At 42.8% G+C, this 12,732-nt stretch carries 10 protein-coding genes and 1 pseudogene; 4 read left to right on the top strand and 7 right to left on the bottom strand.

The window, feature by feature from the left end; translation table 11 throughout:
* Positions 1–239: 239 nt before the first annotated feature.
* From KTQ90_RS11165 to KTQ90_RS11150, 4 genes are all read left to right on the top strand, one after another.
* Positions 240–443: a helix-turn-helix domain-containing protein gene (locus tag KTQ90_RS11165; protein WP_118141762.1), complete on the top strand. Its 204-nt coding sequence runs from the start codon at positions 240–242 to the stop codon at positions 441–443.
* The gene (locus KTQ90_RS11160) at positions 440–2,581 is read left to right on the top strand and encodes a type I restriction-modification system subunit M (protein ID WP_217318501.1); all 2,142 of its coding nucleotides are present in this window, start codon (positions 440–442) and stop codon (positions 2,579–2,581) included. Before KTQ90_RS11165 ends, KTQ90_RS11160 begins: the two co-directional genes overlap by 4 nt.
* 77 nt (positions 2,582–2,658) lie before the next feature.
* Positions 2,659–3,948 carry a restriction endonuclease subunit S gene (locus KTQ90_RS11155; RefSeq protein ID WP_217318500.1) on the top strand — a complete coding sequence of 430 codons (1,290 nt, stop codon included), beginning with the start codon at positions 2,659–2,661 and terminating at the stop codon, positions 3,946–3,948.
* A gap of 40 nt (positions 3,949–3,988) precedes the next feature.
* On the top strand, positions 3,989–4,726 hold the full coding sequence (locus tag KTQ90_RS11150) for a restriction endonuclease subunit S (RefSeq protein WP_254360399.1): 738 nt from the start codon (positions 3,989–3,991) through the stop codon (positions 4,724–4,726).
* Between the two features lie 51 nt (positions 4,727–4,777).
* On the opposite strand, the gene mobV is transcribed toward KTQ90_RS11150, so the two are convergent.
* From mobV to KTQ90_RS11115, 7 genes and pseudogenes are all read right to left on the bottom strand, one after another.
* The gene (mobV, locus tag KTQ90_RS11145; RefSeq protein WP_217318498.1) at positions 4,778–6,124 is read right to left on the bottom strand and encodes a MobV family relaxase; all 1,347 of its coding nucleotides are present in this window, start codon (positions 6,122–6,124) and stop codon (positions 4,778–4,780) included.
* 190 nt (positions 6,125–6,314) lie between these two features.
* Positions 6,315–7,265, bottom strand: a complete 951-nt coding sequence (locus KTQ90_RS11140; protein WP_217318497.1) for a toprim domain-containing protein — start codon at positions 7,263–7,265, stop codon at positions 6,315–6,317.
* Positions 7,266–7,539: 274 nt separating this feature from the next.
* Positions 7,540–8,751 (bottom strand): primase-helicase family protein, encoded by a 1,212-nt coding sequence (locus KTQ90_RS11135; RefSeq protein ID WP_144152861.1) that lies wholly within the window; start codon positions 8,749–8,751, stop codon positions 7,540–7,542.
* Between the two features lie 415 nt (positions 8,752–9,166).
* Complete coding sequence (locus tag KTQ90_RS11130) at positions 9,167–9,538, bottom strand: hypothetical protein (protein WP_117922883.1); 372 nt, start codon at positions 9,536–9,538, stop codon at positions 9,167–9,169.
* Positions 9,535–9,693: pseudogene (locus KTQ90_RS11125) on the bottom strand (site-specific integrase); the annotation flags it as partial. The pseudogene KTQ90_RS11125 and the gene KTQ90_RS11130, both read right to left, overlap by 4 nt.
* Before the next feature lie 165 nt (positions 9,694–9,858).
* Positions 9,859–11,244: a transposase gene (locus KTQ90_RS11120; RefSeq protein WP_217318496.1), complete on the bottom strand. Its 1,386-nt coding sequence runs from the start codon at positions 11,242–11,244 to the stop codon at positions 9,859–9,861.
* Between the two features lie 101 nt (positions 11,245–11,345).
* Positions 11,346–12,455: a site-specific integrase gene (locus KTQ90_RS11115; protein ID WP_217318495.1), complete on the bottom strand. Its 1,110-nt coding sequence runs from the start codon at positions 12,453–12,455 to the stop codon at positions 11,346–11,348.
* Between the last annotated feature and the right edge of the window lie 277 nt (positions 12,456–12,732).

The following is a 12,732-nucleotide window of genomic DNA, read 5'->3' as shown; positions in this document are numbered from 1 at the left end:
TGATTTTCTTTAAAAATTACGCTAAAATCTGCTGAATAGCTTAAAATGAGCTATTTATGAGTGTGTTACCTCGATAGAGGTAATGATTTGGCAATAGTCCTAATTTCTGCAATATGCGTAATGTTTGCTGTCAAACAACTCTTTTCAGGTGCAAATTTAATATAAATTTTCGAGATATAAGCTAAAATACCAAATAAAATTGTGTACCTTTGCAGTGGCAAATTCAAAATCAAGATAAAATGAACAGAATTAAGGAGATTCTTGAACGCAAAGGTGTCAGTCAAACAGATTTGGCACATCGGCTTGGCAAAACATTTAATATGGTAAATCTATACGCTACAAATAAAGTTCAGCCACCGATACCTATACTGTACAAAATTGCTGAAATTTTGGACGTGGACATTAGAGAGCTTCTTGTTTCAAATAAAATAGATACGCAATGAAATTAACAGACATAATTAAAGGAACAGAATATGACCTAAGTTTGTTCTCCGACAAGCATATTGCAGAGTTAGAGAACCGTATAGTTGAGCGAAAAACAAATGGGGGGGGTAAATATTATCTCACTTGTTTAGTTCGCAAGAAAGAAATAAAACTGACTCCTGAGGAAGTGGTGCGCCAACTATATTTATTGGTGCTTATAGAGGATTATGGGTATTCCACATCAAAAATGGAATTGGAATACGAAGTGACTTTTGGACGAGAAAAGAAGCGTGCTGATATTGTTATTTTTGATAAACAAGACACAACAGCACCCTTTATTATAGTAGAAGTCAAGAAGCCAAAACTCAAAGACGGCAAGGAACAGCTCAAGAGCTATTGCAATGCTACAGGTGCACCTATTGGTGTATGGAGCAATGGAAAGAGCATTTCATACTATCATCGAAAAGACCCTAACTATTTTGAGGATTTAAGCAGCATACCTCGTGCCGACCAAAAACTATCAGACATCATTTCTGAACGTTGGACTATTGATGACCTTATCAAGAAAGACAAGCTTGTCAATGAGCGCAAGTCACTGAAAGACTTGATTCTCGAAATGGAAGACGAGGTGCTTGCCAATGCTGGCGTTGATGTCTTTGAGGAGGTGTTCAAATTGATTTTCACCAAACTTTACGATGAAATGGAGAGCGGACGCAAGAAAGACCGTAATCTTGTATTCCGTAACTATGGTGACACAGAGGAGGAACTAAGAGACAAACTACAGGATTTGTTCGACCAAGCCAAAGAAAAATGGGCAGGTGTATTCTCTGAAGATGCCAAACTGCAATTGGCACCTTCCCATCTGTCTGTATGTGTTGCCTCATTACAAGATGTAAAACTGTTCAATTCTAACCTCGAAGTCGTTGATGAAGCCTTTGAATATCTTATCTCAAAGAATTCAAAAGGTGAGAAAGGACAATATTTCACGCCTCGCTATGTGATAGATATGTGCGTGAAGATGCTGAACCCAAAGGAGGATGAAAAGATGATAGATACCGCAGCGGGAAGTTGTGGTTTTCCAGTTCATACAATTTTCCATGTTTGGCAAAATATCTTGGATAGAAAAGGATTGAAACGTAGCCATCTTTTTACTCTTGAACAGAAACCTGCCGAATGTACAGACTATGTTCAAAACAATGTTTTTGCCATTGATTTTGATGAAAAGACCGTACGTGTGGCTCGTACCTTGAATCTCATAGCTGGCGATGGGCAAACTAATGTGTTGCATCTCAACACATTGGATTATGAGCGTTGGGAAAGCGACTATGTGCAAAGACCGGGGTGGCTTGAAACGTATAGTACAGGTTGGTTTAAATTGCAAAAGTTGAGAGCGGACAAGAAGAGTTATCGTGATTTTACATTTGACATAGTAATGGCAAATCCTCCTTTTGCAGGCGACATCAAGGAAAGTCGTGTTATATCAAAGTATGATCTTGGAAGAAACATGGCTGTGGAAAAATTAAAGGCTTGTCCTAAAGGTATTTCTGTAGTACAAAAAGAGCCAACTTTCATAGATGCACTTACTAACGATGGGGAAACTGTATATCAAATGAGTGATGGCACATTCCGCAAAACAAAATTGAAGACACAGGTTAAGATAAGCCGTGATATTCTATTCGTGGAGCGAAACATTGACTTTCTGAAACCAGGTGGAAGAATGGCAATTGTTCTGCCACAAGGTCGTTTCAATAATAGCAGCGATAAGGCATTGCGTGAATACATAGCTGACCGTTGTCGGATATTGGCTGTTGTCGGATTACATGGTAATGTGTTTAAGCCCCATACAGGAACAAAGACAAGTGTCTTGTTCGTCCAAAAATGGGATGATGTGTTATGCCCAAGAGTAAAGGACTACAATATTTTCTTTGCCACAATGCAAGAGCCAAGTAAGGATAATAGTGGTGATAAGATTTACCGAAGCACAACAGACGAGAATGGAAATACTGTTCCACTTCTTGACACACATGGGCATCTTGTTGTAAAGCATGATCTATTCAATCATGAAGGTCTTACACAAGATGGCATCGCTGAAGCTTTCGCAGAGTTTGCAAAGAAAGAAAAACTCTCTTTTTTCGCAAGTGCCCCTTTGACGAAGTAAGATACAAGACTTTGTTAGAGGGGCTGGAGATTTGCGAAGTGCCTTTTAGTCGAGTAATTGGAAACGATATAGTGAGGATGGAATCTGAATTTTATAATTCAAACACTGTTAGTTACAAAAATACAGTAAAAGCCTCACAAATTATCGATTTCTCTCAATATGGCACATCGAAAGAGTTGAATGAAATGGGTGAAGGATACCCTGTCTTGAGATTGAATGAATTTAATTATTCATTCATTTCTCATCCCGACAAATATTGTAGCCTGTTGGATATTGATGCTTATCATGGGTTACAACTTAAAAAGGATGATGTACTCATTTGTCGAACAAATGGTAATCCTAAATTTGTTGGAAGAAGTGCTATAGTCCCAAAGGATTATGATTATGCCTTTGCGTCCTATCTGTTTCGCATCCGACCTAATCGAAAGTATATCAATTCTGCCACATTAGTAGCATTTTTGAATTCAAAATATGGAAGATTGGAAATAGAGAAGTACTCTATGGTTGGTAATCAGGCCAATTTTAGTCCTGCAAAATTCAGGGAAATATCCATACCTGTATTTTCAAAGGATTTGAATGACAAAATAGAGGACATAACATATAGAGCCTTTCAAAAATTAGAAATGTCTGAAAGTTTATACTCAGAAGCTGCAAATAATATGTTGGAGTGCTTAGATTTGAATGATTTTACGACAAGTTCAAATTCTTGTAATGTTAAGACTTTGAAAGAGTCTTTTATAGAAACAGGACGTTTGGACGCAGAGTACTATCAACCAAAGTATGATGACATACTCCACCATATCCAAGCATACAAATATGGAAGTAAGAATTTGGCAGAAATATGTGATATAAAAGAAGAAAACTTTACTCCAAAAGATGATACGACATACAAGTATGTAGAGTTAGCAAACATTGGAAAGTATGGAAACATAATAGGCTGTAGCCAACAAAAGGGTGAAGACTTGCCATCGAGGGCAAGAAGAATCGTAAGCAAGAATGATGTTGTCATTTCATCCTTGGAAGGTTCTTTGGATAGCTGTGCTTTGGTGGAAGAAGATTACGATGGAGCATTATGCTCCACTGGCTTCTATGTATTGAAATCCAGCGTGCTTAATTCCGAGACATTGCTTGTTTTGTTCAAATCTCCATTGGTAAAGGAACTGATGAGGAAGGGATGTTCGGGTACAATCCTTACAGCCATTGGGCGACAAGAATTGGAACGTATCCCAATTCCATTAATCCGACAAGAAATCCAAGAAGAAATTGCCCAACATGTCCAAAGTAGTATATCTCTTCGCAAAGAATCCCAACAACTACTTGAACATGCTAAGCTCACTGTAGAGGGCGCAATCCAAAATGGGGGGTAAAATAGCATCAGAATATTATGTCCTGCAAGAAAAATCTGCAATGGAACTACATATTGCTATATATGTTTTGTTGCATGAGGTAGGCATTATTTCAAATGATGCAAAAGTCAAGGTTAGTAACGTAGTTTGCTCTTGCAAGAAACTGTCAGATAGCTTTCTTGCAAGTGGCAGACTTGATGCAGAATACTATCAGCCGAAATACGACTTACTTTTTGAGAAGTTAAAAGGTTTCCCGACTGCCACAATCAAAGAGATTGCGACCATACAAAAATCCATAGAACCAGGTAGTGATGCGTATCAAGAGGAAGGCATTCCTTTTATAAGAGTAGCGAACCTGTCCAAATTCGGTTTGTCTAATTCTGATGTCAAATTAGACACGACACAATTTGCAGACACAATCCGCCCACAAAAGGATACTATATTGTTATCCAAGGATGGAAGTGTGGGTATCGCATACAAAATGGAAGAAACACAAGATGTCATAACTTCAAGTGCTATTCTCCACTTGCAGTTAACAACACCGAATGTTTTGCCAGATTATCTGACTTTGGTGCTCAATTCTATAGTAGTGAAGTTGCAAGCAGAACGTGATGCAGGAGGCTCGATAATACAGCATTGGAAGCCATCGGAAATAGAGCATGTTATTATTCCTATTCTCCCAATGAATGAACAGCAAATGATAGCTAATAAGATTAAGCAAAGTTTCAAAATGCGAGAAGATGCACAAGACTTATTGCTACAAGCAAAATGCATTATAGAAACTGCCATTGAAAAATAAAGAAAGATGCCAAGATAATCACTTTTTTAGGGTATTTATCTTGGCATCTTTTTACAATTTGAAACGCCTATTCACGGTCTTTTTAAAAATATTACATTGCTCCTTGAACCATTCTACAATAGGCTGTCTATTGATATACAAAAACAGTTGGTTCGGCTTGGTAGAATCAGAGAATATCTTGATTTCTGCATTCACCACATTGAACTTCCTTCTGTACTCCTCGGAATAGAGTGAACCGCTAATGTTGACTGCCTTTCCTGTAAGAAGCACTCCGATTTGCTCAACGGTGAAGCCAATCTTCCTGCACAGGTCTTCCATTTGCAAACGTGCCTCCAACATCGGGAACCAATGCTTGGCTTTGCGGACGATGTCATTGAGCAAAGAAACTTCTGTTGCGTGCTTGCTCTTCAAATCTACGACCTCTGCTTGGTGTATCTGTTGCATCTCGCCGAGTTGTTGGCTGTGGCTGTCCTCCATTCGCTGTATTTTCTCATGGAGTTCGTCAATGTATTGCTCTCGGTCTGTCACAAGCTCACACAACTTTCGGTTGTGTTGCTCCACCTCTTTCAATTTTCCACTGCCCAAAAGAGAACCAATCTTCGACACAAGGGCGGTCTTGGCTTCCGTCTTGGCTGCCTGTAGTTTCTCCGTGTTGATTTCACTCTTGGTCTGTTTGAGCAGTCGCTCCGCTTCCTCCACATCAGATTGCAACAGTTTCATGCAGTTTTGAAGTCTCTCCGTCTCTCGCTTGATGTTGCGGTAATACTGTGCCGTGGTGGTATGCCTCGCATCCGATCCACGGACACCTCGCTTCAAGCCATACTTGCCCATGGCTTCAGCATAGCTGTCGTGATAGCCAACCATCTTGTCACGGTTGAGCACATCATCGGCACACAACCTCACGACATTGGCTTTCTTGCGGTATGTCCGCTTGCCCTCTTCCGTTGTCTTGTTCTTCGCCTTTCTCCGTTCGCCAGTCACTATCGGAACGATGGAGGCGTGGAGATGTGGCGTGTGCTCGTCCATGTGGAGAACCACCGACACGACATTCTCCTTGCCGAACGTGTCCTGCAACCACTTCAAGCTGTCGTTGCACCAATCGTCAAGCTGATCATTGGCTGCGATGTTCATCATGTCCTCGTGCGTTCCAGACAGCACGGTTCTAATCACCCTCACCTGGTCATTGGTTATCTTGCGCTTGATGCCTGCCGTCTTGATGCGGTGGGCGATGGCTTCGTCACGACCATACACACCGCTCGGCATCTTGACAAGCTCACGGTTGAGGTGAGTTCTCGTAGGGTCAGCGTTGTCGGGTATCACCTTGCGCTCTATGTGGTCTGACTCCCTTGCGTCAGAGCTGCCCTTTGCCTTCTTGAAATCCAAACTGAAATGTCCCATAATAAACTTGTTTTTGAGTTGTACAAATCCGCTTGCCGCATTGCGCCCTGCGCATGGCTCACGGGGGTTCAAAAGGGGATGCCCCTTTGCTCAAATGGGTGTTTTTAGCGGTGGCGTGCCACTGCGTCAAGAAAACGCCCTATTGAGCTATGGCTTTTCCGTTCAGAATAGCCATTGGAGCAGGAACCGCCTACATACCTAAGGCTGCGCCTTTCTTCCGAGGTGGAGCAGTCCGCTTAACAGGCTGTACTTGGTGTACCGACTGTTTGGATTTCACTCCGCACAGATAGTCGTTCAAGTCGTTGTACTCGCTGTACAAGTGGGATGCATCCCTCACACGGTAGCTGAGGGCGTTCTCGATGGCAAGCGTTGCCTTCCGCCCTGCCTCGTCGTTGTCGAGCAGACAACTGATGCGCTCGTAGCCGTGGAGTGCGTCAACAGCCTTGTCCACATTGCTTGTGGAGTTGAGTATCACGTAGTCCTGCGCTTCCAATGACGGACAAGACGGAAACTTCTCCATGCGTAACGAGAGAAAGGAAAGATAGTCCATCATGCCCTCGAAAACATAGCAAGAGTATCTTGGCTCGCCTTGCTGTCGGATATGTGTGATGTCCTTGGGTGACATGCAGCCCTTGAAGAATAGGTTGCGCACCTCGTAACCGCCCGACTTGTTCTTGAAACCGATGGCGAAGTAGCTTTTGCCACCATGCGAGAAGTGGAGTTCCACACATTCCTTTCTGGCAATATGCAGGTTAATCTTACGCTCGCTCAGATAGCGCAGGAGTGCAGGATGGTTAAGTTCCCTAACCTCTAATCTCTCAAAACTCGGCTCAGAGGCTTGCTGAATGAAAGAAAAGTCGGTCGGGCGGACATGGAGTGCTTGCTTCTCCAGCTTGTCCAAGAGATATGGCAAGCTATCTGATGCGTAGAGGTATGACGCAAGGGTGATGATGTTGCCGCCCTTGCCCACTCCGAAATCGAACCAACTGTTCATCGTAGTGTTCACTTTGAAAGATGCCTCACTCTCGTTTCTCAATGGTGACTTGTACCAAAGGTTTGCGCCCTGCTGCTTGACAGGACGGTGTCCCAAACTTTGCAGATAGTCTGCAATCTTGATTTGCTTTGCTTCTTGAATGTTCATGTCTTACTGTGGATTAAGTGGTGAATGTATTTTTGATGAGCTGTTGAAAATAATGAATAATATTATGAGAACCAACGAATTAGCATTACAACAAACTCTCAACAAATTCCTCGTCACAACAATTTACGGAGCAAAAGAGAAAGATAGGTATGAACCATCATGTTTTCTCTTTTCATCAGTCCCATTCTTTTGTTGAGTATTATGTTGAGAATATGTAGAACCATAAATATCTGATATTCAATACTTATTTCATAATGTTCAACAATTCATCAAATTATTTGCCGTTTAATTTGTCTCTCGTTATGGTGTAGAATCTGCCCACACGTTTGATGGGTGAATATTGGCAACCATTGTTGTAATTATACTCGTATGTAGTGTATGTGAGACCATTTGGTGCAGGTTGCAGTTTCCAACAGTCTTGCACTGTCTTTCGCACAAGGTGCTTCTCCGCTTTCACGTGGTTGCACTGCAATAAGGAAAGGGCATCATTGAGGCAGAACTGTAAGCTATCTGTCTGGGTGTTTTCCATAATTTCAAGAAACAACTCCGATAGTTCCACCTCAAGTCTGTTGCGGTTGCAGCGGATGATTCTCCGCAAGGCATCAGTCGCAATCTGCTCGGGGGCGAACCACATTCGGCTCTTCTGCTGTGTTGACAGCGTTCTGCCTTGCAGATGGAACAGGAAAGCAGGTATCTCAGCAATCAGTTTACGCAAGAAGTCGGTATCGTCCGATTGCAACGATGAAATCTTCCTCACCCAATATCGGGTCTCGCCCTCGTCAATGATGACAGGCAGGGATTCGTTGTTGGAGCACAGCACAAACTTGGCAAAGAAAGAAATCTCGTTTCTGTCCTTGCCCTTGGCTTCCACCTTGTAGGAGAGTGTGGTGCTGAGATTCTTTAAACGCTCAGAATCCTCCCTGCGACTGAGTAGCACCTCATCCACGACTATGAGCAGCTTGCCAGCCCAATCTGCATTGAACTGACTGCGGAAGTCCTCGTTGGTATTGAACGTAACGTTGTCTTGGAACAACGCTTTCAGAAAGTTCAAGAACGTGGTCTTGCCTGTGTTCCTCTCCTCAGACACAAGCAAAAGAATTGGAAGTTTCTGCACAGGTCTGAGATAGAGCAGTTGCAGATAGTCCATGCCAAGCTCGTATTGCTCACCGAAGATGTGAAAAAGCAATTTCTTGATGTTCGGAAAATCCCCTTTCATTGGCTTGTGGCTTATCGGCTCGTAGAGATTGAGAAAACCGTCTATTACAGTTCGGTGGTTCACATGTTCGGGAACGGTACAGAATCCGTCATACTTGTGGACATACTTGATGAACTCCTTGCCGTAGTCCTGACGCAAGGTTTCCATGTTCCAAGGGATGCGCTTTCTTACCTTCCCTCCATTGATAGTAGGTTGGTCAACCACCTTGTATAAGGTTGTGCCAACACGGATGAACACCTCGTTTGGTGGAGGTGGTGCCTGTGGCTGCATGGTAGCAACTTCGACTGGCAGTTTGTTGTCATTTGTCATGTTCATAAATTCTCCTTTGTAACTTATAAAAATTAAAGTTGCAAAGGTAATGGCGGAAAATCAAAATACAAAACTCAAACCTACGCAGAATGGAGAAGTTTGAACCGACAGTGTTAAAAGATAGAAAATCAAGGTGTTTGATGTAGCTTTGGGGGATAAGGCAAAACGAAAAATCCCGAAGAAAGGCTTACAAAGAAACCGTTCCTCGGGATGAACAAAAATGCATTCCTGTATGTCATACGTTTTACATGTCATACGATAAACATATAAAACGTATGACATCAAAAGTTCTGCTTTTTCTCACGACAACACTTCTCGATACGACAATGAATCAGTACGACAGCACCTCACTAAACTGCCAAGTATTCAATCATATTTAGCTAAAGGTGTTTGTACCTCCATAGAGTTGTAGGATTATGGTACTTTTCTCTTTTGCTCCGTACAATCTCTTGAGGATTGCATCACGAAGTTGTGCTGCGCCAAAAGAGTGGAGACGAAAGCTAATGGTAACTATCATCGGAAAACTATACAGCGTTTGCCAAACGCCAACGGAAGTTTTGTCCTTGCGTTGAACTTCTGACATAGACAGCATACCTTCCTTATATATGGCTCGTATCACAGAGTTGAGTTTGGGAGCTGTGGCATGAAATATATTCACCAACTCGCCTTCACCCATCCACAAGTTCTCTAAGTTGGACGGAATGGAAAGTGTCCCATTTCCGTCCATAGTGATAATTGTCCTTTTCATACCATTCCTCCTATTACAGGCAAATGCCCCTTGATTCGACTTTCAAAAACAGATATGTCATGGTCAAGTTTGTTACTTGTCACCTTGGCGTATATCTGTGTTGTGGTGATGTTCGTGTGACCGAGAATCTTGCTCACGCTCTCTATCGGCATACCATAGGGGTTGTCGTTTAATTCTAAGAATTCAATATCTATAGACGAGGGTATGCCTTCCGAGGTTGCCATCGTCTGCTTATTTCCGGAGTTTTATCGTAATTTTAGTCGATTCTTGTCTTGTCAGGGCATAGTTATCCCTTGCATGGAGGATAATGCTATATGAGGTTAAGCAGCCTGATGGAGTTCCGCTTTTGCAATTCTTCTTGCCAGTTGTACTGCATTAGCCGTGTGGATGCCGAAGAAGATGATTAGGATTTCTGTCTTCTTGATTCGGCCGCTTATCCGCTTGAGTCCGTAATGTTCCTTCTGCGTTCCAAAGGATCCTTCCATTGCTGTGGCTCGTACACGGGCAAGTTCTTTCTTGACCATGCTGACAGTGGACGTGGTTTCTCGCTTCCTGCCTTTCTGCGAGAATGAAGTCACTATGTTTTGTTCACTGCAGAAAGAACGGTTGGCATTACCAGAATAACTGCAGTCGCCAGCCAGTTTGGTGATCTTCTCTCCAAAGAGTTTCTCTGCAAGCTTTACACAATGCACAATACGAGTACCCTCATTGAATGCGTTGAACGAAAGCTTCTCGATGAACGACAGACCATCAACCTGTATGTTGTTACACTTGGCTCCAAACTCGACCTTCTTTACTTCCTTGCCACGGACGATTGGACGTATGTATGGTTTGTTGACGCTTACGATACGATTAGGAATGCTCTCCTTGGCATTGCCACTCTCGTGATGCTTATGCTGCTGACGGTATATCTTCGTTATCGTCTCTATTTCTGCGAGTTGCTTATCGGAGAAGATTCCTGCGCAGGGATTTTCTCTGTCGAGTCTTCTTAACTCTTTGAGAATTTTCCCTAACAGATCCAACTGTCGACGGATCATCCTGCGAGTACGCTTGTTGGTGTGGTGGCGTTGCTTCACATAGGCCATGTTGTCGTGGGCAACATCAAGGTACTTCGTCCTCATGCGGTGAATGCCGAGTTCCTTACTTGCCTCACACATCATTGTATATACCTTCTCTACGCATTCCCATAGCAACTTTGTGTCAGTGGGGTAACGCATGCTGCTTTCGTAGCACGTTGCATCGGTATAGATTGTATCAAGATTCCTCATGTATGGTTTCCATGTTTCTGCCAATGACTCCTGCTGAGTCTGGATCTTCAGGCGCTTGGACAGTTCAAGGATAATATCATCTATGAGCTTGTAGTTGGTCAGGGGATTGGCTGAACTTATTCGGATGCCACAGAATATCTGATAGTGTATGTTGGCGTTGAGCTGCTCCATAAGTTTTGGGGCAGACAATCCGGTATACGACTTGAGGAACATGAGTGCCACCTTGCCTTCAGGACTGAAGTAAGATTTGCGACCGACTTTTCTGCGTGGAACAGAGTCAATCAAACCGAATCTAATGGCCATCTCACGCAACGGAAGGAGGGCATGAAAGCGTCCGAGTTCACTCTTTTTGAACGACTCTTCATAATCTTTGTAAAAATCAAACTCTGTGAACGCAAGACCTGGTGTTATTTCAGAAAATTGTAGTACCTTTGCCATGACGATTATTTTTCGTTTCCCCCAAAACAGGCCGGTCAAAGCAGTTTGGGGGATTTTTTATTATTTTATGCAAAGATACAAAATTCTTATAACACTGACAATTAGATCGTTAGGTTGTTTTTGACTGATTTACGAGCATCCCTACCATATTCTAAAGCCAAAACTGCCCAACTATGACGAGATACGTGGAACGAAACTTGCTTTTTGATACCACACATTGCAGCAACTCGCTTGATATGCTTATTGATAGTTCCATGGTCACCAATATGGAATAAGTGACAGTCTTTTCTGAATGATTTGTATCTCTCAATAATCTGTATAGGTATATCCATCAGCTTGATTTGGAATGGTACACCTGTCTTCTGACGCTTCGACACAATCCAAGGAGCACCATTAACTATACAGATGTTGTCCTCCGTCAAGTTCTTGATGTCTATGAAAGAGATACCTGTCCAACAACCAAAAATGAAAAGGTCTCTCGCAAAAGCCATGTTTGGGCCTTCCAACTTTATCTCAGTCATGGCGGTTAGCTCGTCCAATGTCAAGAACTCACGTTCCTTGTGGTCTGGGTCAACATGGTACATGGCAAATGGATTTCTCGGTATCTTGCCATTGTAGTGTGCGGTCGTAACGATATGTTTCAGCGGAATGGAGTAAATCCAAATGGAGGACTGCGCAAGTCCTACCACATTCTTCAAGTACAGACAATAGTCACGGATGAACTCCTCGGTAAGCTCATTCATGGACATGTCGCTGCGCTTGTACTGATACTTGATGAACTCGGCAACATACTTTCTCACCGTTAGGTACTTGTTGTAAGTAGTCTTTGCCCTGTCCTTGCCGACACGCTTGGCAAAGGCGGCGTTCTCCTTGTCAAAAGCTCTGAGCAAAGTCTCGTACTCCGTGCCAATGCCTTGGTAGGCATTTCTCACCATTTCAGCGGTAACGAACGCCTCACGGTCGGAAAGACGTTGGTAATGCTTGGCGATTTGCGCCTTGATGTTGTCAAGCACGAAGTTCACCTCCTTGGCTTCCTTACTCTTACCTATGGCTCTGTTGCCCTTGGCATCCCAGATAGCCTTGGTAACGCTCTGCTTGCAACTGAACTGTGCGATAGTTCCGTTGATTGTCACACGTCCCATGATAGGGACAATTCCGTTTCTCTCCTTGCTTCCATTTACATAGAAGACTGTCTTGAAAGTGCATCTCATAATTCTTACTTTTTTGTTCGGTGCAAAATTAAACTATGAGAGTTGCATGGCAAAGCCAAAACCTACGCAGAATGGGGAAATATGAACCGCCACCGTTAAAAATGCTTATTAGGGCGTTTCCATTGGGTAATGATTTGAAAGCGTTTCTACTTCTCTAATCTGCTTTTTCCTCATTTCCTTGTCACTGACAATTAAAGCCAAAGACTGCCACAACCACTTGAAACTCAAAACAAATGCTCTATTTTGCTATTTTTTGCCTTTTTAGGCGTTCTTTTCT

Origin of the sequence: Leyella stercorea (genome assembly GCF_019052365.1) — a bacterium.
Lineage (GTDB): Bacteria > Bacteroidota > Bacteroidia > Bacteroidales > Bacteroidaceae > Prevotella.
This window is presented reverse-complemented; position numbering and strand designations above follow the sequence as displayed.